This window comes from Streptomyces sp. NBC_01089 (genome assembly GCF_045162975.1).
Taxonomy (GTDB): domain Bacteria; phylum Actinomycetota; class Actinomycetes; order Streptomycetales; family Streptomycetaceae; genus Streptomyces.
Genome location: NZ_CP108660.1, coordinates 6,595,005 through 6,616,461 on the forward strand (window position 1 = coordinate 6,595,005; position 21,457 = coordinate 6,616,461).

The following is a 21,457-nucleotide window of genomic DNA, read 5'->3' on the forward strand; positions in this document are numbered from 1 at the left end:
GTCCACTTAGTTCTGCTTCGGGTGAGTGCGAAGCATGGCTGAACAGTCAGGGTGGGGCGGCGGATCAGTAGCCCGTGCCGCTGCTGGAACTGCTCGACGGCGAGGCGCTGGAGCTCGCGCTGGCGCTGGCGCTGGCGCTTGCGCTGGCGCTTGCGCTGCTCGACGGGGAGCTGCTGGCCTTCGGCATCGCGGTGACCGCCTTGCCGTCGGGGCCCAGGACGTACCACTTGGCGCCGAACTGGGTGAGGCCCTGGCCGTTCATCTCGCCGCGCTTGTGGTCGCCCTGGTACGTGTAGAGCGGGTGCCCCTTGTAAGTGACCTGCTTGCCGCCCGTGCTGCGGGTCGAGGTGTTGAGCAGTTTGGTCTGCACCCCGGTGCCCGCGGTCGGCTTCGTCTTGGCCAGCAGCGGCGGCCACGCCTTGGCACACGGGCCCGAGCAGGTCGACTTGCTGGTCTTGTCCGCCTCGAAGAGATAGAGCGTCCGGCCCTTCCCGGTGACGAGGATCTTCCCCAGCGGGGTGTCCTTGACCATGACCGTCCTGAGCGCGGCCGCGGACGACGGGCTGCTCGACGCCGACATGCTGCTCGATGCCGACATACTGGCGGACTGCGAAGGCCCGGCCCCGGTGGACTGGGACTTCGACCCGGCCGAGCTGGAACAACCGCTCACCGCCACGGCGACAAGGCCGGCCGCGGCTACGGCGGCCGCTGTACTGATGCTGCTCCTCATGGAGGCTCCTCCGGTCGGCCGCCGGAAGGGCGGCTCGCTGGTGGCCGGCCCGGAGCGGGCCGCCGGATCCACCTGACCGCGACTCGCGGCGGCGGGCCACCCGGCAGAGCCGTCCGGAGTACGCGGTCCCCGGTGCGCCTCGGCCCTAAGGCGTGTCCGCCCGGCGGGTCTGCTCCGGGGCGCGCCTGCGCCTGCGCCACAGCACCAGCGGCACGGCGCCCAGCAGGCCGGCCGCCGCGGGCGCCGAACTCGCGGCCGCGCTGAGGCCGGTCTGGCCGAAGGTGGCGGGGACCGGCAGGTTGTCCAGCCGGTTGAGGGGCCAGGCGATGACCTCGGCGCGCCCCACGACGTCCTTCACCGGGACGAAGCCGCCGCCCTTCTGGTCCTGGTGGTAGCGGGAGTCGGCCGAGTACTGCCGGTGGTCGCCCATGACCCAGAGGTGGCCCTTGGGCACCTTGACCTTGAACTGGCCCTGCGGGTCCGTGCTGCACGCGGTGTTGCCGGGGAAGACGTACGGCTCCTTGAGCGCTTTGCCGTTCACCTTCACCGGGCCGGTGCCCTTGCACTCCACGGTGTCGCCGCCGACCCCGATGACCCGCTTGATCAGGTCCTTCTCATTGGCGGACGGCATCAGCCCGATGAAGCTCAGGCCCTTCTGGACCGGGTTGGGCTTCGCGGCGGGCTCGTCCGCGAGCCAGCCGTCCGGGTCGTGGAAGACGACGACCTCGCCGCGGTGCGGCTCGGCGCCGAACCACGGGGTGAGCTTGTCGACCAGCACCCGGTCGCCGGTCTGCAGGGTGTTCTGCATGGAGTCCGACGGGATGGAGAACGCCTGCAGCAGGAATGTCTTGATCAGCAGCGCGAGGACCAGCGCGATGACGACGAGCAGCGGGAGTTCCTTCCAGAAGGAACTCCGGGTGCTTCTGGTGGCCCTGCCGTGGCCCGAGTCCCGCGCGTCCGACGCGTCGCTCTCCTGGCCTGACTCCGTGCCGACCGTCACATCCCCCACCCTCACTTCATCCGGGAGCCTGCTCACTACACCCAGATCTTCGCACGCATCCCGCCCGGCCCGGTTCGCCCCTTTATCCCGTGCACATCCCGGACCGGCCCGGCGCCCCTCCGGCCGGTCCGGGATGCCCCTGGACCGGCCGGCTTGCCGCGCTACGGGCGGAAGCGGAGCACGCTCGGGTCGTGGTCGCTGTTCTGGTCGGCGAACTCGGCGTTGATGTGGACGATGTCCAGCTGGTACTTCCGCACCGCCGGGCTCACCAGGATCTGGTCCAGGATCTGCGAATTGCCCTCGTAGACGTAGGAGTACCGCTCGTTCGCCGGCAGCGAGTACGCCGTGGCCGACAGCGCCTTCCCGCCGGTGAGGATCTTCGCGGTGTCGGAGAACTCGAAGTCGTTGAGGTCACCGAGCACCACGACCTCGGCGTCGGACTGCACCGAACGGATCTTCTTCACGAAGGTGTTCACGGCCTGGGCCTGCTCGTGCCGCTCCGTCTCCGAGCTGCGCGCCGGGGGCTGGTACTGCGAGTCGATCGCCTGGTCGCCGCCCTTGGACGCGAAGTGGTTGGCGACCAGGAAGACCTTCCTGCCGCGGAAGGTGAACTCCCCGGCGAGCGGCTTGCGGCTGTCCTTCCAGGCCGGGTTCGCGGGGTCGACGCGGCCTGGGGAGTAGGTCAGCGCCGCCCTGCCGCCCTGCCGGACGACACCGGTGGCGTTGGTGGCCGTACCGCCGGGACGGCTGGTGAAGCCGACACGGTCCGGGTTGTAGAGGAAGCCCTGGCGGATGTTGCCGCCCGGCTCACCGCCGTCCGCCAGGTCGACCGGGTCGATGGAGCGCCACTGGTAGCGCGGGCCGCCCGCGGCGACGATCGCGTCGATGAACTTGCCGACCGTCACGTCCGCGGCCACCACGCCGTCGTTCTTGGCGCCGTCGTTGTCCTGGACCTCCTCGATGGCCACGATGTCGGGCGACGAGAGATGGCCGACGATCCCGGCCGCCAGCTTGTCGAACTTGCTCTGCGGATCCGTCGGGTCCAGGTTCTCCACGTTGTACGTGGCGACGGCCAGCTCGTCCTTCTTCTGTCTGCGGGTGGCCTCGGGCTTGGTCCGGCCCGCCTTGACGGTCCCCAGCTGCCGGGCGGCGACCGTGTACGTACCGGCGAACTGGTTGTAGTCGAGCGGGCCCTCGGTCGTCCCGGTCAGCGAGTCACCGACGTTCGCGACCGGGAACGCCCCGGCGGACGCGGGGGCCAGGGACTGGACCATCAGCCTCCCGGTGTTCTGCGACGCGTACCCGTTGTAGAGGGTGCCGCCGCGCGGGGTCGGGCGCTCGTCCGGCTTCACGGTGACCCACAGCTCTCCGTACGAGTCGGTCGCGCCGGTGACCCGTGAGGTGCCGATCCTGACGTTCATGCCCTCCAGGGACTCGTAGCGGTCGAGGGCGTACTTCTCCGGCTTCAGAGTGAGGCCGTTGATGCTGCCGCCCGCGGCCTTGTCGCCGGCGGGGGCGAAAGTGCCCGGTACGTCACGGGAGTTGATGACGGCCGCCGCGGGCAGCCGGTTGCCCGACGAGACGACGGTCACGGCCGGCTTGCCGATCTCGGTGACCGACTGGTTCCCGGACGCCGCACCGCCGGGTATGTACTCGTCGACCGTGCCGGAGACGGTGACCGCGTCGCCCACGGCGACGGTCGGCGCCGAGCTGGTGAAGACGAAGACCCCTTCGCTGGTCGCGGGGTCCGCGTCCGGGTGCGGGTCCTGGAACCAGAAGCCCTTGGAACCGGACGTCCGCACACCGGTCACGATGCCGGGCACACCGGTCACCGCCTTCCCGGCCAGCGGGGAGAGGCGGGTGCTGCCCTGGATGTCGTGGATCCTGACCTCGGCCGCACCGGCCGAAGCGGGGGTGACGGCGAGCAGACCGGCGGCGAGCGCGGTCATGACCACAGCGGTGACGGCCGTCGGTCCGGCGAGGGGGAAAGCGGGGAGAGCGCGCATCTGCAGAACTCCGGAGGTGAGGGTGGAGTGGAGCGTGGACTACGTTCTACGCGCGTCAATCTCTTGTGTACGGAGGGGAGTTGTCAAGGGCCGTGAGGTGGACGGAGGCTGACGGGTACATGAACCAGGTTGCATAGGTCGAAATGCGTCTACGCTGGGGCGCCCGAACCGTATGCCCGAAGACCGCGCCCTCTCGCCGGTCGGTCTCAGCCCCGAGGAGAACCACCGATGTCCGGAGACCGCCCCACCCTGCCGCCGGTGCGGCTGAACTCCGAAGCGGAGCTCGCACGTGACGCGCTGGCCGCGCCCCTCTTCACACGGGCCGTACGGCTGGCCCGCTGGGCCGGTCCCGGCACGCGCGTCGGCGTGGGGGGCGAGCTGGCCGACGAGCAGCTGCCCGCGGCCGCGGCGGAGCTCGGTCTCGGCGCCGACGAGGACGGCGCGGCGCTGGCCAGCGAGGCGTGGCGGCTCGCCGTCGACACCGGCCTCGTCGACATCGAGCCGGCCGACGACGAAGACGACGGCAGCGACGGGAGCGGCGACGGCGCGGAGGACGGCGAGGAGAGCGAGGGGACGGCGGCCCCCGGCGAGAACCTGGCGCTGATCACGTCGGGCAGCCCCCAGGAGATCCTCGCGCTCTGGCTGGACGGTCTGGAGACCGTGCACGCCGACGCCATCGCCCCGCAGTTCGACGACTTCGCCGACCTGGTCGGCGACGACGGCGAGATCGACTTCGGGAAGCTGGAGTGGGACCCGGAGGCCGAGGCGGAGTTCCTCGACGGCGTGCTGGGAAACCTCTATCTGCTCACCGTGACGGAGACCGGCGCCCAGGACGCCCCGGTGCCGCTCCCCGCGCTGGCGGCCTCGATGATCGTCCCCGATGACATGGGCGAGCCCACGGACGACGTACTGGAGCAGGTGTCGGAGGCGATGATGCGGCTGGACGACCAGTTCAGCCTGCTCGAACCGATCGGCCTGGTCGAGTACCACCCCGTCGACGAGGCTCTGATGGCCGAAGAGGCGGAGAACGCGGAGGAGCACGGGGGTCAGGGGCGGCCCGTGGACGACGAGGACGTCTCCCGGTACGGCATGGTGCGGCTCACCCCGCTCGGTCTGTACGGGATCAGGGCCCGGATGCTCGACGCGGGTGTCGACGCGCCGGCGGTCGGCGAGCTCGCCGACAAGGACGCGGGCGCCCTGCTCGACGCCCTCGCGCGCTTCCCCGAGGGTGCGGCGCGCGCCGAGACCGTGCTCTGGCTGGACGGCCGTGAACCGGCCGCCGCCGCAGCGGAGTTGCTGTCCGCCGCGCGGGGCGAGGACAGCGGCGCGCCGCTGCGCCGGCTGCACTGCCAGCAGGCACTCTCGCTGGTGGCCGACGGCGCGGCGGAGCACGAGGTCCGTGAGGTGCTCGACGACGCACAGCTCGGCGGGCTCGCCCGGGTCTGGCTCGCCGAGCGGGGTGCGGCCGATGTGCCCGCGCCGCCGGAGTCGATGATCTTCTGGCTGGCGATCGACACGCTGGCCGCACAGCTGGACGCGGACGGTGAGGTCGAGGAGCTGCAGGGGCTCGTGGAGGGGCTGACCGGACAGCACAGCGGCTTCTTCGACGCGGCCTGGCGGGTGGAGCACCCGGCGACGGCCGATGTACTGGAGGCGATGGGGCGGCTGCACCCGGACCGCAAGGCGGCGAAGGACGCGCGCAAGGCGGCTTTCAAGGCCAGGTCACGGGCCTGAGGGGCGGCCGGCCGTTCGGGCCGGGCAGCCGGTCCTCAAGTCCGCAGGTAGGACGCCCCGTTGAGATCGAGCACCGTGCCCGACGACCACTCGGCGGCCGGTGAGGCCAGCCAGAGCACCGCGGCCGCGATCTCCTCGGGCGTCGCCACCCGGCCGAACGGCGACTGCGCCCGGATGGCCTCGCCCTCGGCGCCGCTCAGCCGGTCCGCCACCCGCTCCGTACCGAAGAAGCCGGGGGCGACCGACGCCACCCCGATCCCGTACGGCGCGAGGGAGACGGCCAGCGACTGGCCGAGCGCGTGCACGGCTGCCTTGGTCGCGCCGTAGGCCGGATGGTCGGGCTCCCCGCGGAACGCGCCGCGCGAGCCGATGTTCACGATCCGGCCGCCGTTCCCCGCGTCGATCATGCGGCGCCCCGCGAGATGGCTGAGATGTGCGGTGGCGAGCAGATTGACGCTGACGTGCTGCTGCCAGACGGCCACCCACTCCTCGTACGGGGTCCCTGGCAGCGGGTGGCGGACGTTCACGGCGGCGTTGTTCACCAGGACGTCGATGCCGCCGAGCCCGTCGGCCGCGCGCCCGGCGACTTCGGCCGCCACCGCCGGGTCCGAGAGATCGCCCCCGACCAGGACGTGGCCGGAACCGGGCAGCGCCGCAAGTGTGTGCCTGGCGTCGTCCTCCCGGGTGCCGTAGTGCACCGCCACCCGGTCTCCGTTGGCGGCGAATGCGTGCGCGGCGGCGCGGCCCAGGCCGCGGGAGGCACCGGTGATGAGCACACGACGGTCGGTTGCCGGGAATTCCATCCCCTGATCATCGCAGGGAAAATCCGCACGGGGAATCCCCGCTCCGGAGCCGTGCGGCGGGACAGACATGGCGTGAGGAGGTCTCGCGGGCGCATACTGAACGCAATGACTAAGTCAGCCGGATCCCGGCGCCACCTGCCCTCCAGTCCCTTCAACCGCCCGGCCCAAGCGGCCGCACCCATCGAGATCTTCGATGTGGGCGACCGTGTTTCGCATGATCAGTTCGGGCTCGGAAGAGTCATCGGAATCGAGGGCGACAATGACGCTGTGCTCATCGATTTCTCCGGGCGTCAGGGGAGGATCCTCAGCCCTTACGCCAAGCTGACCAAGCTCTGAGTCCGGCGAGGACAGGGAGAACAGGCCGGGGAGGCCGGCCGAGGACGGGGAGGCCGGCCGAGGACCGGCCGTCGGCCCCTGGCCATGAGGGCCGCGTGAGGTGACCCGGTGGGATGCCGGGTCACCGTTCCGTACGGTCCCGGGCACGGCTGAGCGGGGGCTGTCCCCGGTTGCTGCCTCTACGATACGGAGACGTCCCCGGTCCGCGAGGAGCAGCTGATGCCGAAGCCGATGCGGGCCGATGCGCGCCGCAATTACGAACGCCTCCTGAAGGAGGCCGCCCTGGCTTTCACCGAGCACGGGGTGGACGCTTCCCTGGACGACATCGCGAAGCGCGCGGGCGTCGGCTCCGGCACGCTCTACCGCCACTTCCCCACCCGGCAGGACCTCCTCGGCGAGGTCTATGCGGACCGTATCGACGAACTGGCCGACCAGGCGGTCGAGTTCGGCGCGTCGGGGCGGCCGCCGGGCCAGGCGCTGGCCGACTGGCTGCAGAAGCTCGCGGAGCAGCTGATCCGCCTGCGCGGACTCAGGGCGCTGCTCGGCGCCGCGATGGCCGACGGCAGCACCCCGGTGATCTCGGGCTGCAGCGGCCGGCTCACGGACGCGGCGGGCGAGCTGCTCACGGCGGCGCGGCAGGCGGGTGCGGCGCGCGCCGATCTGGAGACCGCGGAGATGCTGCGGCTGACGCACGCGGTGGCCATGGCGGCCGAGCTGGGCGCCGACGGGCCGCCCGATGTGCGCCGCTGTCTCGTGCTGATGATCGAGGGGATCTGCGGTGACGACCGGCGGGCGATGTCGCTGTGAGCCGGGGCGGTCGGGCGGGCGGGAAGGCCGAGGAGCTGCCGGGGGTCATGCCCGGGGTCGTGACCGGGTCCGGGCGGGAGTCCGGGACGGCGGACGGGGCCGGATCGGAGGAGCGCGACGGGGCGGCGCGCGACGGGGTGCGTGACCGGACGGTGCTGTGCGCGATGTGCGGCAGGCCGCTGACGGGACTGGCCTCACGGCGCACCGGGCTGGGCCCGGCCTGCGACGCGAAACTGCACCCGGCGGGACCCGATATCCGGACCCGTCGGCACGGGGTGGACCAGGATCCGCTCCCCGGCCTGGACTGAGGCACCGGACGGCCGGTTCGGGCCGTTATGTCGAAGCGGGATGTCCCAGTCGGATGTCCCAGTCGGATGTCGCAGTGGGGTGTCCCAGCGGTGTTTCCCGCTGGTGTTTCCCCGTGGCCGGGCGGGCCCTAAGCCGCGGGCTCGATCCCGCCCTGTATCGCGGCCGCCCATTCGAGCAGCAGCACCTCGTAGTCCTCCGATGGCCATTCGCCGTCCGTCGTCTGGGCGTCGACGAGCCTTCGGATGGCGTCGTTGGCCTGAGAGGCGGAAGGGGTGGTGGACATACGAACAAGGCTACGGCCTGCCACTGACAGTTAACCCTCATCTGCGCGTGGTATCGGTCACGTGTTCCGGATAAGGGCGTGTTGTCCGTCACTTGTGCCCGGTGCCGGAGGGTCCGGCGGCCTTAACGGGCCTTTATGGAGACGGAGTTCGGGCCCGCGGGGTTGCCCCGCGAGGGTGCGATCCAGCTCACTCCGGACCCTGCGCTCCCGCCCCGGCCGGTGCCTCCCGCGGCGCGCCGTGCGACACCGTTTCGAGCCTGGCGCGGCCCTCCCGTACCGCGTGGTCGAGCGAGAGGCCGCCGCCCCCGATCGCGACACAGGTGTCGGCGTCCAGCGTCAGCCGGGCATCGGGGCGCTCGGCCGGTCCGTCGCCGTAGAGCGGCTCCCCGCCGTCCGTACGGACGTGGAAGACGCCCTCGTCCATCCGGACCTCGACCACCCGGGGACCGAGCCCCGCCAGGTGCCGGGCGAGCGGAACGGCGAACCAGTGGGCCCGCAGGGCGTCCGTCGGCCGCCGCTCGCCCATTGCGGGGGTGCCCCAGTCGGCCAGCGCGGTGAGGACGGGCAGCAGCGCGGTGCCCCGCGGGGTCAGCTCGTACACGGAGGCCGGCGCGGGCGGCGGCAGCCTGCGCCGGGTCGCGATCCCCTCGCGCTCCATGTCCTTGAGCCGGGACGCGAGGACGTCGGTGCTGACGCCCGGCAGATCGGCGTGGAGGTCGGTGTAGCGGCGGGGGCCCGCCAGGAGTTCGCGGACGATCAGCAGGGTCCAGCGGTCCCCGACGGCGTCGAGCGCGCGGGCGGCGGCGCAGTACTGGTCGTAACTTCGGCGTGGCATGCACCGCAGTCTAGACAGAAAGTTGGACTTTCCAAGCTGGAGCTTGGTAAAACCAAGTGAAGCAAGTGAGACCTGGGAGGGCCACGGCATGGAGTTCCGCCAGTCGAACAAATTGAGTGAGGTCTGCTACGAGATCCGGGGCCCGGTGATCGACCATGCCAACGCACTGGAGGAGGCCGGGCACAGCGTGCTGCGCCTGAACACCGGCAACCCGGCGCTCTTCGGGTTCGAGGCGCCGGAGGAGATCGTCCAGGACATGATCAGGATGCTGCCCCAGGCGCACGGCTACACGGACTCGCGCGGCATCCTCTCGGCCCGGCGCGCCGTGGCCCAGCGCTATCAGGCGCTCGGGCTGCCCGATGTCACCGTCGACGACGTCTTCCTCGGCAACGGTGTCTCCGAGCTCATCTCGATGGCGGTCCAGGCCCTTCTGGAGGACGGGGACGAAATCCTCGTCCCCGCGCCCGACTTCCCGCTCTGGACGGCCGTCACCACACTGGCCGGCGGGCGGGCGGTGCACTATCTGTGCGACGAGTCGGCGGAGTGGTACCCGGACCTCGACGACATGGCATCGAAGATCACCGACCGCACCAAGGCCGTGGTGATCATCAACCCCAACAACCCCACCGGCGCTGTCTATCCGCGTGAGATCGTCGAGGGCATCCTCGATCTCGCCCGCCGCCACGGGCTGATGGTCTTCGCCGACGAGATCTACGACCAGATCGTCTACGACGACGCCGTCCACCACACGGCGGCGGCCCTCGCACCCGACCTGGTCGTCCTCACCTTCAGCGGTCTGTCCAAGTCGTACCGTGTCGCGGGCTTCCGGTCCGGCTGGCTGGTCGTCACCGGGCCCAAGCAGCACGCGAAGAGCTATCTGGAGGGGCTGATGATGCTCGCCTCCATGCGGCTGTGTGCCAACGCCCCCGCCCAGTACGCGATTCAGGCCGCGCTGGGCGGCCGCCAGTCCATCAGGGATCTGACGGCGCCCGGCGGCCGTCTGCACGAGCAGCGCGACCGGGCGTGGGAGAAGCTCAACGAGATCCCGGGTGTCTCCTGTGTGAAGCCGAAGGGCGCGCTCTACGCGTTCCCCCGGCTCGACCCGAAGGTCCACCGGATCCACGACGACGAGAAGTTCGTCCTCGACCTGCTGCTCCGCGAGAAGATCCAGGTGGTGCAGGGCACCGGCTTCAACTGGCCGCGCCCCGACCACTTCCGGATCCTGACGCTGCCGCACGCCGACGACCTGGACGCGGCGATCAGCCGCATCGGACGCTTCCTGGCGGGCTACCGCCAGTGACGCGCCATCCGGCGGAGCCGCCCGGGGCCCGGTGGAGACCACCCCGGGGCGGTCTCCACCGGACGGTCTCCTGAGCGCCGAGAGCGCCGAGAGCGCGCCGAGAGCGCCGAGAGCGCCGAGAGTGCGGAGAGTGCGGAGAGCGCCTAGAGCGCCTGCGCGGCGGGCTTGACCATGCCACGGGCCGTACGGGACTTCACGAAGTCGCCCACCCCCGTCATCTCCCACTCACCCGAGAACTGCTTGATCAGCTTCGCCATCAGCACCCCGGTCTGCGGTTCGGCCCCGGTCAGATCGAACCTGACCAGCTCCTCGCCGCTCTCCGCGTCGATCAGCCGGCAGTACGCCTTGGCCACCTCGGTGAACTTCTGGCCGGTGAAGGAGTTGACCGTGAAGAACAGGGCGGTGGCCTCCGCGGGGATCCTGCCGAGGTCGACCACGATCACCTCGTCGTCCCCCGCGCCCTCGCCCGTGAGGTTGTCGCCCGAGTGCTTGACCGCGCCGTCGAGGATCGAGAGCTTGCCGAAGTAGCAGCTGTCGATGTGGTTGCGCTGCGGGCCGAAGGCGATGACCGATGCGTCGAGGTCGATGTCCTTGCCGCGGAAGGCCGGCTCCCAGCCGAGGCCCATCTTCACCTTGGACAGCAGCGGTTTGCCGCCCTTGACCAGGGACACCGTCTGGTTCTTCCGGAGGCTGACCCGGCCCTTGTCCAGATTGATCCGTCCGCCGACGGGCGGTGCGGGCGGCGCCGGCGGCGCGGCGGGCGGTGCGACCGGGGCCGCGACGGCGACCCGGGGATCCACCGGCGGTGCGGACGGCATCGGCGGGGGCGCAGGTGCCGCGGGCGGGGCTGCTGCGGGCGTGGCCGCGGGTGCGGCCGCAGGTGCGGCCGGTTCCTCGACCGAGACCCCGAAGTCCGTCGCGATTCCGGCCAGGCCGTTCGCATAGCCCTGGCCCACGGCGCGCACCTTCCACGCGCCGTTGCGCAGATAGATCTCCACGATGACCAGCGCGGTCTCGGTGCCCAGCCGGGGCGGTGTGAAGGAGGCCAGGACACTGCCGTCGTCCGTGGAGCGGACGGTGGCGGTCGGCTCGATGCCCTGGAACGTCTGGCCCGCCGCGTCCGGGCTCGCGGTGATCACGATCTTGTCGATGCCCGCGGGGACGGCGGCCGTGTCCACCACGATGGCGTCCGGCGCCGAACCGCCGCCGGAGCGGTGGCCGACGCCGGGGCCCGACGGCTGGTTGTAGAAGATGAAGTCGTCGTCCGAGCGCACCTTGCCGTCGGCGGTGAGCAGCAGGCCCGACACGTCGAGCCGCACCGGAGCTGCCACGTCCACCGCGACGCGGGAGATCGGAAGCGGGATGTTCGAGCCTGGGGTCATTGCGGTCATGTCCGGAGGAACGAGCGGCAGGGCTTTACGGTTCCTTGAATCTCGCCCGCCTCCCGGACGCCCGACCCGGCAGGCCGGTCACTTCCCCGGCAGCACCACGATCTTCCGGCCGATGCCAGCCTTGAAGCGGTCGAGTGCGTCCGGGTAACTCTCCAGCGGCAGCCGGTCGCTGATGAAGACCGCCGGGTCCAGCACCCCGGCGGCGAAGAGTTCGGCGGCCCGCTCGTAGCTGTGCAGCACCGCCATCGAACCGGTGATCGTGATCTCCTGGTTGTAGATCTTGTACGGGTCGATCGTCGCCCGCGTCGCATAGTCGGCGACACCGAACTGCAGATACGTCCCGGCCTTCGCGACCCGCCCCAGACCGTCCTGGATCGCCGCCGCGTTGCCGGTCGCGTCGATGACGACGTCCCAGCCGTGCCCGGCCCGGTCCAGCTCGTCCGCACCGCCGGCCGCGGCCGAACAGCCCAGCGAGCGGGCGGTGGTCAGCCGTTCCTCGTTGATGTCGACCATGTCCACGCTGGCCGCGCCGGTCCGCTTGGCCAGCTCCAGCATCATCAGCCCCATGGTCCCCGACCCGTAGATCAGCACATGGGAGCCGAGCCTGCTGTTCAGCACGTCGTAACCGCGTACCGCGCAGGACAGCGGCTCGATCAGGGCCGCGTCCTCGGTCCTCACGTGGTCGGGCAGCTTCACACAGTTGGCGGCGGGCGCCACCGCGTACTCGGCGGCGCCGCCCGCCGTGGTCACCCCGATCGCCGCCCACTTCTCGCACATGTTGTTGTGGCCGACACGGCAGTAGCGGCACTCGTAGCAGTACAGGGACGGGTCGACGGCCACCCGGTCGCCCGCGGCCAGCGATGTGACATCGGAGCCCAGCGCCACGACCGTACCCGCGAACTCATGACCGGGCACCACCGGCAGGGTGGGCGCGAACTCGCCCTGGAGGATGTGCAGATCGGTACCGCACAGCCCGCACGCGGCCACCTCGACGATCACGTCGCGCGGACCGGGCGTGGGGTCGGGCACCTCCCCGTACACGACCTTGCCGACGGCTTCGACGATGGCTGCCTTCATTTCACGGCTCCCAGCGAAAGGCCCTGGACCAGCTTGTCCTGGGCGGCGAACCCCGCGGCGAGCACCGGCAGGGAGACGACGAGCGACGCGGCGCACACCTTCGCCAGGAACAGGCCCTGGCTGGTGATGAAGCCGGTCAGGAAGACGGGCGCGGTCTCGGCGACCACACCCGTGAGCACCCGGGCGAACAGCAGCTCGTTCCAGCTGAAGATGAAGCAGATCAGCGCGGTGGCCGCGATCCCCGGCGCGGAGATCGGGGCAACGATGCGGGTGAGGATCACCGGCAGCCTCGCGCCGTCGACCCGCGCCGCCTCGATGACCGCGACCGGCACCTCCGCCAGGAAGGACTGCATCATCCACACCGCGATCGGCAGGTTCATCGAGGTGTAGAGGATGACCAGCATCCAGATGTTGTCGAGCATCCCGGTGTTCTTGGCGAACAGATAGATGGGCAGCAGCCCCGCCACCACCGGGAGCATCTTCGTGGAGAGGAAGAAGAACAGGACGTCCGTCCACTTCTTGACCGGCCTGATGGACAGCGCGTACGCGGCGGGCAGCGCCAGCACCAGCACACACAGCGTCGAGACGATGGACGCCACGGCCGAGTTGGCCAGCGCGGGCCAGGGGCTCGCGCCGCCGCCCGCCCCGAAGAACTCGCGGTAGCCGTCCAGGGTGAGTGAGGCGGCGAGCGACGGCGGGTTGGTCGCCGCGTCGGCCTCCGCGTGGAAGGACGTGAGTGCCATCCAGGCGATCGGCAGGAAGAACAGGATCCCGGCCAGCCAGGCCACCAGGCCGAGGAGCGCGCCCCCGGTACGGCCGGCGCCCCGTGGCGCCGTCGTGTCTGCGGACTTCATGCGCGTGATGCCTCCTCGCTGAAGAGGGACGAGACCACGCGGAGCGCGAAGGTCGCGATGATGATCGTGCCGATGACGACGAGGACACCGGCGGCGGACGCGAGACCGTTCTCGTGCGCCTGGTAGAACGCCTGGTAGACGGTGTACGGAAGGTTCGCCGTGCCCAGGCCGCCCGAGGTGATGGTGAAGACGGCGTCGAAGTTCTGCACGATGTAGATCGAGCCGAGCAGTGCGCCCAGCTCCAGATAGCGCCGCAGATGGGGCAGGGTCAGATGGCGGAAGATCTGCCAGCTGCCTGCTCCGTCGATCCGCGCCGCCTCGATCAGTTCGGGTGAGCGGCTCTGCAGCCCGGCCAGCAGGATCAGCATCATGAACGGCGTCCACTGCCAGATCAGCGCCGCCTCGACGGCGAGCAGCGGGGTGTTCGACACCCAGTCGGGCTGCGGTGCGCCCCCGCCGCCCACCCAGTGCAGCAGCCCGTTGAAGAGCCCGTACTCCGGGTTGTAGAGCACATGCTTCCAGAGCAGCGCGGCCGCCACCGGGACCAGCAGGAACGGTGCGATGAGCAGCGTACGGACGAGCCCGCGGCCCTTGAACCGGCGGTCGAGCAGCAGCGCCAGGACGAGTCCCAGCACCAGGCTGACGAGCACCACGGCGACCGTCAGCAGCACCGTGGTGAGGACCGACTTGCGCAGATCCGGGTCGGTGAGCACATCGGAGTAGTTGGCGAAGCCGGTGAAGTGCCGGGCCTTCGGGTACAGCGCGTTCCAGTTGAAGAAGGAGATCACCACGGTGGCCACGAAGGGCAGTTGGGTGACCACGATCATGAAGATCAGGGCCGGCAGCAGCGGGGCCCGGGTGGCCCAGGCGCGCAGCCGGTTGCCCGGTGGGGCCTTGGGGCTGGGAGGGGACACCGCGCGGGGCGCGGTCGGAGCAGTGGTCGCTGTCATCGTCCCTCGTACTCCTTCGCGATCTTCGCGGCGAGCCGCTGCGATGCGGCGATGGCCGAGTCGACGGACTGGCGCCCGGCGATGGCCGCGCTGATCTCCTGGGAGACCTTGGTGCCGAGGTCCGTGAACTCGGGGATGCCGACGAACTGGATACCGGGCGCGGGGCGCGGCTGCACCCCCGGATCGCCGGGCTTGGCGCTTCTGATGGCGTTGAGCGTGACATCCCCGAAGGCGGCCGACGCCTTGCGGTAGGAGGGGTCGGTGTAGGTGGAGGCACGCTTGCCCGCCGGGGCGTCGGACCAGCCGCTCACCTTGCCGACGAGCTCCTCGTACTGCTTGCTTGACGCCCAGGAGATGAACTTCCACGCCTTGTCGGGGTTGCGGGAGGTCTTCTGGATGCCCCAGGCCCAGGTGTAGAGCCACCCGGAGTTGTCCGTCCTGTCGACCGGCGCCGGCACATAGCCGATCTTGCCCTTGACCGGGGACTTGGCCGACTCCAGCGATCCGGCCGCCGACGTCGCGTCGTACCACATGGCCGTCTTGGACTGGGTGAGGTCGTTGAGGCACTCGGCGAATCCGGACTGCGCGGCCCCCGACTCGCCGTGCTCACGGACCAGTTGGACATAGAAGTTGACGGCCTGCTTGAAGGCGGGGGAGTCCAGCCTGGCCTTCCAGTCCTTGTCGAACCAGGTGCCGCCGAAGGTGTTGACCACGGTGGTCAGCGGGGCGATCAGCTCGCCCCAGCCGGGCAGGCCGCGCAGACAGATGCCCTTCATCCCCGGCTTCGCACCGTCGGCCTTGGCGGCGAGCGCGGCGACCTGCTGCCAGGTGGGGTGGGCCGGCATGGTCAGATGCTTCTTCGCGAAGACGTCCTTGCGGTACATCAGCATGGACGACTCGCCGTAGAAGGGCTCGCCGTAGAGCTTCTTGTCGTCGCCGGTGAGCGACTGCGTGAGCGCGGGCAGGATGTCCTTCTGGTCGAACGCGGTGTCCTTGGCCGCGTACGGGCCGAGGTCGTGCAGCCAGCCGTTCCTCGCGTAGATCGGGATCTCGTAGTTGCTCAGCGTCGCGACGTCGTACTGGCCCGCCTGGTTGGCGAAGTCCTGGCTGATCTTGTCGCGTACGTCGTTCTCGGGCAGCACGGTGAAGTTCACCTTGATGCCCGTCTCCCGGGTGAAGTGGGCTGCGGTGAGCTTCTGCAACTCCGTCATCTGCGGGTTGTTGACCATCAGCACATTGATCGAGTCCCCGCCGGACCCGTTTCCTCCGGCGCCGGTCCAGCAGCCGGACAGGCTGATGAGCAGCGCCCCCGATGCGGCCTGCGCGAGCAGTGCGCGCGGCCTCCGTCGGCTCGGGCTTCGCATGGATCGCTCCTCGGGGTGGGGTGGTGGCTCTGACCGGCAGGCAAGCGGGCGTGTACGAGGGGAGGGGAGGGGCTCAGACCCGGATGACCTGCGGTCCCAGCAGGGAGTAGCGGTGTGCCTCGGGTGCGGGCAGCAGGGTGCTGGTGACGATGGTCTCGAAGTCGGTGACATCGGCGAACCGGCAGAAACTCGACGCGCCGAACTTCGTGTGGTTCCCGGCGAACACCCGGCGCCTGGCGGCCCTGACCGCCTGCGCCTTGACCTCGCCGACCGCGGGGTCGGGTGTGGTCAGACCGTGTTCGCGGGAGATCCCGTTGGCACCGATGAAGGCCAGGTCGATGACGAACCCGGACAGCATCCGGGTCGTCCAGTGGTCGACGGTGGCCAGGGTGCCCGCGCGCAGCCGGCCGCCGAGCAGCAGGACCGTCGTCCGCTCGGCGAGCGCCAGCGCCCCCGCCGTCACCAGTGAGGCGGTGACCACGGTCAGCGGACGGTCGTGCGGCAGGCACTCGGCGATCAGCTGCGGGGTGAACCCCTCGTCGATGAAGACCGTTTCGGCGTCGCCGAGCAGCTGGGCCGCGGCTTCGGCGATCCGCCGCTTCTCCGGTACGTGCATCGTCGTCCGGAAGTCGAGCGTGGTCTCGAAGCCCGCGCTCTCCACCGGATAGGCCCCGCCGTGCGTACGCTTGACCAGTCCGTGGTCCTCCAGCGCGCGCAGATCCCGGCGTACGGTCTCCTTGGCCACGCCGAGCCGCGCGGACAGGTCGGTGACATCGACCGAGCCCGCTTTCCGGGCGGCCCGGACGATCTCCCGCCGGCGCTGCTCCGCGCTCACTGACACTGGTTCTCCTCGGCTTCCGCTTGCTGTGTGGAGAGTTGTACAGCCGCCCGCATGGTGTGAACAGGGCAGGAACGGGCCTGATCATGCCCGTTTCTGTCCGTTTCCGAAATGGCTGTCACCCGCCCCACCTGGTGCGGTGTGCCCGTCCGGGCATGACGAAGGCCCGCCCGGCGTACCGGACGGGCCCGTTCACCGCCCGGATGCGGGCGCCCGAAGTGTGGTGGACCGGCGGGCGGCCGGTCAGTGCGGCCAGATCGGCGGGTCGGTGAGGAACGGTCCGCCGAGGTGGGAGTGGGCCGGATTGCCCGGGTCGAGCTCGCCCTGCTCGGCGATGAGCTTCGCGGCGTACGGCTCCGAGTCGTCCCGCGGCTCGTACCCCAGCGCCCGCGCCGACGAGAGGTCCCACCAGATCCGGGTGTTGGCCGATGATCCGTAGACCACCGAGTGGCCGACGCCGTCGGCGGTCAGCGCGGCGTGGAAGAGCCGTGCGCCGTCCTGCGGGCTCATCCAGACCGAGAGCATCCGTACGGAGGTCGGCTCGGGGAAGCAGGAGCCGATCCGCACGGACACGGTCTCCTGGCCGAACTTGTCCCAGTACAGCTGGGCCAGATCCTCCCCGAAGCACTTGGAGAGCCCGTAGTACGTGTCCGGCCTGCGCGGGGTGTCGATCGGGATCAACGCGCCCTCGGGGGCAGGGACTTCGCTTCCCGGGCTGGGGGTGTAGCCCACCGCGTGGTTCGACGACGCGAAGACGATCCGGCCGGTGCCCGCCTCGCGCGCCGCCTCGTACAGGTTGTACGTGCCCTCGATGTTGGCCCGCAGGATCTTGTCGAAGGACGACTCCAGGGAGATGCCGGCGAGATGGATGACGGCGTCCACGCCCCGCACCGCGTCGCGCAGAGCCTCCCGGTCGGCCAGGTCGGCGGTGATCGCCTCCGGTGCGCCCTCGACCGGTACGGCGTCGAACAGGCGCAGCTCATAGCCGTAGGCGGGCAGCAGGCCCCGCATCAGGGTGCCGAGCCCTCCGGCGGCTCCGGTGAGCAGGATCGTGCGGGGAGCGGGCATGAGCGGGTCTCTCCTCGGTGAATCGGAACCGGCCGGCCGCGGTGGCGGAGGTGAGTGGGTTCAGTGTGACCAGCGTGTCCATGAGTGGATGGCATTCACATGCATGGACAAAGTAGGGAGCCGCTCCGGGCCTCGTCAAGTGGCGCGCGGAGCTGCGGATTTCACCTGCCGATTTCACCTTCTGTCATGGCGTTTCTCGTCTTGACCGCCCCCGCCCGGCTGGCTTAGCGTGGCGATGTTCAGAAATATAGACACTGATCAGAGCTATGCACAGCTCGGAACCATGCACGACTGGATGACTCAGGGAGCGCCCGTGTCCTCAGCCCCGCTCGCCGGCCGACTCGACGGTCTGCTGTTCTTCCCCGTGACTCCGTACGGGCCGGACGGCGCCGTCGATCTCGATGTCTTCCGCGCGCATGTGCGCAGCGGCATCGACTCCGGTGCGGCCGCGGTCTTCGCCTGCTGCGGCACGGGCGAGTTCCACGCGCTCACCCCCGAGGAGTTCGGCGCGGTCGTCGCCGCCGCGGTCGAGGTGAGCGCGGGCCGGGTGCCCGTCGTCGCCGGCGCCGGATACGGCACGGCCCTCGCCGTGCAGTTCGCCAGGACCGCACAGGAGGCGGGCGCCGACGGGCTGCTCGCCATGCCGCCGTATCTCGTCACCGCGGAACAGGACGGACTGGTCCGTCACTACACGGCGCTCGCCGCCGCCACCTCGCTCGACGTCATCGTCTACCAGCGCGACAACGCGGTGTTCACCCCGGAGACGGTGGTGGCCCTGGCCCAGGTCGACGGGATCATCGGGCTCAAGGACGGGCACGGCGACCTCGATCTGCTGCAGCGCATCATCAGCGCGGTCCGCACCGAGCTGCCCGGCCGGGACTTCCTCTACTTCAACGGGCTGCCCACCGCCGAACTCACCGCGCTCTCCTACCGCGCCATCGGCGTCACGCTCTACTCGTCCGCGGCCTTCTGCTTCGCCCCGGACATCGCGCTCGCCTTCTACCGCGCCCTGCGCTCGGGCGACGACACGACGGCCAACCGGCTGCTCGACACCTTCTACCGGCCGCTCGTCGAGCTGCGCAACCAGCGGCGCGGATACGCGGTGTCGCTGATCAAGGCGGGGGTGCGGCTCGGCGGACTGGACGTCGGCGAGGTCCGCCCGCCGCTCGGCGAGCCGTCGTCCGGGCACATCGCGCGGCTGGCCGCCATCATCGAGCGGGGCCGGGCGGCGCTGGCCGTCCCGGCGGGCGCGGCGGGCGCGGGGGAGCGGGCGTGAAGACCTCGGCCTTCCTCTACCCGTGGGACGTCGTCGGCGACCCGGACGCCGCGGACCGCGTCGCGGACCTCGGCGTCCAGCAGGTCACCCTCGCCTCCGCCTACCACTCGACCCGCGCGCTGACGCCACGCCACCCCCGCCACCGGATCGTCACCGCGGGACACGCGTCCGTGCTCTACCCGCCGTCACGGGAGCGGTGGGCCGGACGGGAGCTGCGTCCTTACGCGGCCGGGTCCTGGGCCGCCACCCCCGATCCGTACGGAGAGGCCGCCGCCGCGCTGGCCGCCACCGGTCTTGAGGTCCACACCTGGGTGGTCCTGGCGCACAACTCCCGCCTGGGCGCCGAGCATCCGGAGACCTCGGTGGTCAACGCCTACGGCGACCGCTACCCGTGGGCGCCCTGCATCGCCCAGCCCGCCACCCGCGCCTACCTCACCGATCTGGCCGTGGAGGCCGCGGTGCGCCCCGGAGCCGACGGCACCGAACTGGAGTCCCTCGGCTGGTACGGCCTCGCCCATCTGCACGCCCACGACAAGATCGCCGGAGTGGGGCTCGGTGACGCGGGCCAGTATCTGATGTCGCTCTGCTTCTGCCCGGACTGTGCGCGGGGATACGGCGGACTCGGCCTGGACGCGGACGAGTTGAGCGCGGCCGTGCGCCGGGCGCTGGAGCCGGCGTGGACCGGCGGGACGCCCGACGCGGGCGGCTCGGCGGTGGAGAAGCTGCTCGGGGCTGACACCGCGGCCGCCGTGCTCCAGTGGCGCACCCGCACCGCCGCGACGCTCCAGGAGCGTGCGGTCGCCGCGGTACGGGCCGCGGCGCCCCCCGGCTTCCAGGTGCTGCTGCACGCCGACCCGGCCGCCCACCACTGCGGTGCGAACGCGGGCGTGGACCCGGAGCACATCCTCGGTGTCGCCGACGGTGTGGTCGTGCCGTGCACCGGCGGACCCACCCTGCTGGCCCCCTTCGCCGTGCACCGCACGGAGCGCACGGTGCTCGCGGCGAATCTCACCGTCGTCTCCGGCATGGGCGGCAGCCCCGCCACCCTGGCCGAGGACGCCGCCCGCGCGGCGGGCCTGGGGGCGACCGAACTGCGGCTGTACCACGCCGGGCTGGCGTCCGACGCCGACCTCGCGCTCGTACGGACCGCGCTGGCCTGAGCGGGGGCCGGTGCCTGGGGCCGGAGCCGGAGCCGGAGCCGGGGCCGGGCATCGGGGGAGCGGGCGGCACCGCAGGGGGCTCGGGCGTCCGTACCGTCCTCAACACCGCAACGGTCAGCGGATATGTGCGGCAGGGGAGGTTCGAGGGGCAGAGCTTCAGCGGCGAGTTCACCTGACCCCTGGTGTGTCTCACCGGACCTACCCCTGGTGGCCGCGCTCCGGCCTGCGGCGCAGCCTCGCGTCCTCGATCGCGCGGGGCGCGGCCGCGTAGTTGTCCGCCGGGTCGAGGTCGGTTCCCGGCGGGACGATCTCGTCGATGCGGTCCAGGATCTCGTCCGGCAGATCGATACCGGCGGCGGTGAGCAGCCCGTCCAACTGCTCCTGGGTGCGCGGACCGATCAGCACCGAGGTGATCGCCGGATGCGCGCGGACGAAGGCGATCGCGAGCTGCGGCAGCGTCATGCCCGCCTCGTCGGCGAGAACGGTGAGCTTCGCGAGCGCTTCGGTCTTCAGCCTGCCGGCCGGAGTGGACGGGTCGTAGTGCGAGGGGAGGGCGGACGACATCAGCCTGGCCCGGTGGGTGGACGGGAGGTCCGCACGCCCGGAGAGCCAGCCGCTGTTCAGCGGGCCGAAGGTCAGCACCCCCAGTCCGTGGCGCTGAGCTGTCGGGAGCACGGCGGCCTCGGGCCTGCGGGTGAAGAGGGAGTACATGGGCTGCTCGGTCAGGAACCGGTGGGAGCCGCGCCGCTCCGCCGCCCACTGGGCCTCGACCATCATCTCCGCCGGGAACATGGACGACCCGAACGCCCGGATCTTGCCCGCCTCCACGAGGCCGGACAGCGCCGAGAGCGTCTCCTCGATGCCGGTCCCGTGGTCGGGCCGGTGCATCTGGTACAGGTCGATGTAGTCCGTACCGAGCCGGCGGAGGCTGTCCTCGACCGCGCGGACGATCCATCTGCGCGAACCACCCCGCTGGTTCGGGTCGTCGCCCATCGGCCGTCCGAACTTGGTCGCCACGACGAGATCGTCCCGGCGGCCCTTGACGGCCTTGCCGACGATCTCCTCGGACTCGCCCCTGGAGTAGACGTCGGCCGTGTCGATGACATTGATCCCGGCGTCGAGCGCGGTGTGGATGATCCGGGCCGCGTCCCGGTGATCCGGGTTGCCCAGACTTCCGAACATCATCGCGCCGAGTGCGAACTCGCTGACGGATATGCCGGTTGCCCCGAGGGTCCTGCGATTCATGACGTGCCGCCTCCGGCGCTCGGTCCTGCAGATTCCTGCAAGCCCACCACGCCGGAACGCCCCGACGGTAGACGATTCCTGCCACCCGCTT

The 21,457-nt window shown here is 70.9% G+C and carries 22 protein-coding genes; 8 read left to right on the forward strand and 14 right to left on the reverse strand.

Annotated features, from left to right (window positions below):
- Positions 1 to 64: 64 nt before the first annotated feature.
- Entirely contained in the window at positions 65 to 532 is a 468-nt protein-coding gene (locus OG510_RS29580; RefSeq protein WP_406140805.1) for a hypothetical protein, read from the reverse strand.
- On the opposite strand from OG510_RS29580, the gene OG510_RS29585 reads away from it, so the two are divergent.
- On the forward strand, positions 531 to 806 hold the full coding sequence (locus OG510_RS29585; RefSeq protein ID WP_406140807.1) for a hypothetical protein: 276 nt from the start codon (positions 531 to 533) through the stop codon (positions 804 to 806). The genes OG510_RS29580 and OG510_RS29585 overlap by 2 nt on opposite strands.
- Positions 807 to 875: 69 nt before the next feature.
- Here OG510_RS29585 and lepB read toward each other — a convergent pair whose 3' ends face one another.
- Both lepB and OG510_RS29595 read right to left on the reverse strand, forming a co-directional pair.
- The gene (gene lepB / locus OG510_RS29590; RefSeq protein WP_406140808.1) at positions 876 to 1,739 is read right to left on the reverse strand and encodes a signal peptidase I; all 864 of its coding nucleotides are present in this window, start codon (positions 1,737 to 1,739) and stop codon (positions 876 to 878) included.
- Between the two features lie 152 nt (positions 1,740 to 1,891).
- Positions 1,892 to 3,736 (reverse strand): endonuclease/exonuclease/phosphatase family protein, encoded by a 1,845-nt coding sequence (locus OG510_RS29595; protein WP_406140810.1) that lies wholly within the window; start codon positions 3,734 to 3,736, stop codon positions 1,892 to 1,894.
- 228 nt (positions 3,737 to 3,964) lie between these two features.
- Between OG510_RS29595 and OG510_RS29600 the strand changes: the two genes are divergently transcribed.
- Entirely contained in the window at positions 3,965 to 5,470 is a 1,506-nt protein-coding gene (locus tag OG510_RS29600) for a hypothetical protein (RefSeq protein WP_406140812.1), read from the forward strand.
- A gap of 35 nt (positions 5,471 to 5,505) precedes the next feature.
- Here OG510_RS29600 and OG510_RS29605 read toward each other — a convergent pair whose 3' ends face one another.
- Entirely contained in the window at positions 5,506 to 6,273 is a 768-nt protein-coding gene (locus tag OG510_RS29605; protein WP_406140813.1) for an SDR family NAD(P)-dependent oxidoreductase, read from the reverse strand.
- 105 nt (positions 6,274 to 6,378) lie between these two features.
- Between OG510_RS29605 and OG510_RS29610 the strand changes: the two genes are divergently transcribed.
- The 3 genes from OG510_RS29610 to OG510_RS29620 all read left to right on the forward strand — a co-directional run bounded on the left by OG510_RS29610 (position 6,379) and on the right by OG510_RS29620 (position 7,724).
- On the forward strand, positions 6,379 to 6,609 hold the full coding sequence (locus OG510_RS29610) for a CarD family transcriptional regulator (RefSeq protein WP_164267523.1): 231 nt from the start codon (positions 6,379 to 6,381) through the stop codon (positions 6,607 to 6,609).
- Between the two features lie 219 nt (positions 6,610 to 6,828).
- Entirely contained in the window at positions 6,829 to 7,416 is a 588-nt protein-coding gene (locus OG510_RS29615) for a TetR/AcrR family transcriptional regulator (RefSeq protein WP_406140815.1), read from the forward strand.
- A gap of 47 nt (positions 7,417 to 7,463) precedes the next feature.
- Positions 7,464 to 7,724, forward strand: coding sequence for a DUF6011 domain-containing protein (locus tag OG510_RS29620; protein ID WP_406140817.1), 261 nt, complete (start codon positions 7,464 to 7,466; stop codon positions 7,722 to 7,724).
- Positions 7,725 to 7,852: 128 nt separating this feature from the next.
- On the opposite strand, the gene OG510_RS29625 is transcribed toward OG510_RS29620, so the two are convergent.
- Positions 7,853 to 8,008, reverse strand: coding sequence for a hypothetical protein (locus tag OG510_RS29625; RefSeq protein WP_203600932.1), 156 nt, complete (start codon positions 8,006 to 8,008; stop codon positions 7,853 to 7,855).
- A 187-nt stretch (positions 8,009 to 8,195) separates the two neighbouring features.
- Complete coding sequence (locus OG510_RS29630; protein WP_406140818.1) at positions 8,196 to 8,843, reverse strand: winged helix-turn-helix transcriptional regulator; 648 nt, start codon at positions 8,841 to 8,843, stop codon at positions 8,196 to 8,198.
- Positions 8,844 to 8,931: 88 nt separating this feature from the next.
- Here OG510_RS29630 and OG510_RS29635 point away from each other — a divergent pair, with 88 nt between their 5' ends.
- Positions 8,932 to 10,143: a pyridoxal phosphate-dependent aminotransferase gene (locus OG510_RS29635; protein WP_164267528.1), complete on the forward strand. Its 1,212-nt coding sequence runs from the start codon at positions 8,932 to 8,934 to the stop codon at positions 10,141 to 10,143.
- A gap of 143 nt (positions 10,144 to 10,286) precedes the next feature.
- Here the strand turns inward: OG510_RS29635 and OG510_RS29640 are convergent, their stop codons facing one another.
- The 7 genes from OG510_RS29640 to OG510_RS29670 form a co-directional block, all read right to left on the reverse strand.
- Entirely contained in the window at positions 10,287 to 11,534 is a 1,248-nt protein-coding gene (locus tag OG510_RS29640) for a TerD family protein (RefSeq protein WP_406140820.1), read from the reverse strand.
- A 78-nt stretch (positions 11,535 to 11,612) separates the two neighbouring features.
- Positions 11,613 to 12,611 carry a zinc-dependent alcohol dehydrogenase family protein gene (locus OG510_RS29645; RefSeq protein ID WP_164265806.1) on the reverse strand — a complete coding sequence of 333 codons (999 nt, stop codon included), beginning with the start codon at positions 12,609 to 12,611 and terminating at the stop codon, positions 11,613 to 11,615.
- Positions 12,608 to 13,465, reverse strand: a complete 858-nt coding sequence (locus tag OG510_RS29650) for a carbohydrate ABC transporter permease (RefSeq protein ID WP_406140822.1) — start codon at positions 13,463 to 13,465, stop codon at positions 12,608 to 12,610. The genes OG510_RS29645 and OG510_RS29650 overlap by 4 nt, the downstream gene beginning before the upstream one ends.
- Positions 13,462 to 14,415, reverse strand: a complete 954-nt coding sequence (locus OG510_RS29655; protein WP_406140823.1) for a carbohydrate ABC transporter permease — start codon at positions 14,413 to 14,415, stop codon at positions 13,462 to 13,464. The genes OG510_RS29650 and OG510_RS29655 overlap by 4 nt, the downstream gene beginning before the upstream one ends.
- Positions 14,412 to 15,779 (reverse strand): ABC transporter substrate-binding protein, encoded by a 1,368-nt coding sequence (locus OG510_RS29660; RefSeq protein ID WP_406140825.1) that lies wholly within the window; start codon positions 15,777 to 15,779, stop codon positions 14,412 to 14,414. Before OG510_RS29660 ends, OG510_RS29655 begins: the two co-directional genes overlap by 4 nt.
- 73 nt (positions 15,780 to 15,852) lie before the next feature.
- Positions 15,853 to 16,614 carry a DeoR/GlpR family DNA-binding transcription regulator gene (locus tag OG510_RS29665; protein WP_164265810.1) on the reverse strand — a complete coding sequence of 254 codons (762 nt, stop codon included), beginning with the start codon at positions 16,612 to 16,614 and terminating at the stop codon, positions 15,853 to 15,855.
- 246 nt (positions 16,615 to 16,860) lie between these two features.
- On the reverse strand, positions 16,861 to 17,685 hold the full coding sequence (locus OG510_RS29670) for an NAD-dependent epimerase/dehydratase family protein (protein WP_406140826.1): 825 nt from the start codon (positions 17,683 to 17,685) through the stop codon (positions 16,861 to 16,863).
- Positions 17,686 to 17,998: 313 nt separating this feature from the next.
- On the opposite strand from OG510_RS29670, the gene OG510_RS29675 reads away from it, so the two are divergent.
- The gene (locus OG510_RS29675; RefSeq protein WP_406140827.1) at positions 17,999 to 18,961 is read left to right on the forward strand and encodes a 5-dehydro-4-deoxyglucarate dehydratase; all 963 of its coding nucleotides are present in this window, start codon (positions 17,999 to 18,001) and stop codon (positions 18,959 to 18,961) included.
- Positions 18,958 to 20,121, forward strand: coding sequence for a hypothetical protein (locus OG510_RS29680; RefSeq protein ID WP_406140828.1), 1,164 nt, complete (start codon positions 18,958 to 18,960; stop codon positions 20,119 to 20,121). Before OG510_RS29675 ends, OG510_RS29680 begins: the two co-directional genes overlap by 4 nt.
- A 198-nt stretch (positions 20,122 to 20,319) precedes the next feature.
- On the opposite strand, the gene OG510_RS29685 is transcribed toward OG510_RS29680, so the two are convergent.
- On the reverse strand, positions 20,320 to 21,366 hold the full coding sequence (locus OG510_RS29685; protein ID WP_406140829.1) for an aldo/keto reductase: 1,047 nt from the start codon (positions 21,364 to 21,366) through the stop codon (positions 20,320 to 20,322).
- Positions 21,367 to 21,457 lie beyond the last annotated feature (91 nt).

Coding starts and splice junctions, on each gene's coding strand:
- OG510_RS29585 (WP_406140807.1), top strand. CDS start 531: ATGACCGTCCTGAGCGCGGCCGCGGACGACGGGCTGCTCGACGCCGAC.
- OG510_RS29580 (WP_406140805.1), bottom strand. CDS start 532: ATGGTCAAGGACACCCCGCTGGGGAAGATCCTCGTCACCGGGAAGGGC.
- OG510_RS29595 (WP_406140810.1), bottom strand. CDS start 3,736: ATGCGCGCTCTCCCCGCTTTCCCCCTCGCCGGACCGACGGCCGTCACC.
- OG510_RS29600 (WP_406140812.1), top strand. CDS start 3,965: ATGTCCGGAGACCGCCCCACCCTGCCGCCGGTGCGGCTGAACTCCGAA.
- OG510_RS29605 (WP_406140813.1), bottom strand. CDS start 6,273: ATGGAATTCCCGGCAACCGACCGTCGTGTGCTCATCACCGGTGCCTCC.
- OG510_RS29610 (WP_164267523.1), top strand. CDS start 6,379: ATGACTAAGTCAGCCGGATCCCGGCGCCACCTGCCCTCCAGTCCCTTC.
- OG510_RS29615 (WP_406140815.1), top strand. CDS start 6,829: ATGCCGAAGCCGATGCGGGCCGATGCGCGCCGCAATTACGAACGCCTC.
- OG510_RS29620 (WP_406140817.1), top strand. CDS start 7,464: ATGCCCGGGGTCGTGACCGGGTCCGGGCGGGAGTCCGGGACGGCGGAC.
- OG510_RS29625 (WP_203600932.1), bottom strand. CDS start 8,008: ATGTCCACCACCCCTTCCGCCTCTCAGGCCAACGACGCCATCCGAAGG.
- OG510_RS29630 (WP_406140818.1), bottom strand. CDS start 8,843: ATGCCACGCCGAAGTTACGACCAGTACTGCGCCGCCGCCCGCGCGCTC.
- OG510_RS29635 (WP_164267528.1), top strand. CDS start 8,932: ATGGAGTTCCGCCAGTCGAACAAATTGAGTGAGGTCTGCTACGAGATC.
- OG510_RS29640 (WP_406140820.1), bottom strand. CDS start 11,534: ATGACCGCAATGACCCCAGGCTCGAACATCCCGCTTCCGATCTCCCGC.
- OG510_RS29645 (WP_164265806.1), bottom strand. CDS start 12,611: ATGAAGGCAGCCATCGTCGAAGCCGTCGGCAAGGTCGTGTACGGGGAG.
- OG510_RS29650 (WP_406140822.1), bottom strand. CDS start 13,465: ATGAAGTCCGCAGACACGACGGCGCCACGGGGCGCCGGCCGTACCGGG.
- OG510_RS29655 (WP_406140823.1), bottom strand. CDS start 14,415: ATGACAGCGACCACTGCTCCGACCGCGCCCCGCGCGGTGTCCCCTCCC.
- OG510_RS29660 (WP_406140825.1), bottom strand. CDS start 15,779: ATGCGAAGCCCGAGCCGACGGAGGCCGCGCGCACTGCTCGCGCAGGCC.
- OG510_RS29670 (WP_406140826.1), bottom strand. CDS start 17,685: ATGCCCGCTCCCCGCACGATCCTGCTCACCGGAGCCGCCGGAGGGCTC.
- OG510_RS29685 (WP_406140829.1), bottom strand. CDS start 21,366: ATGAATCGCAGGACCCTCGGGGCAACCGGCATATCCGTCAGCGAGTTC.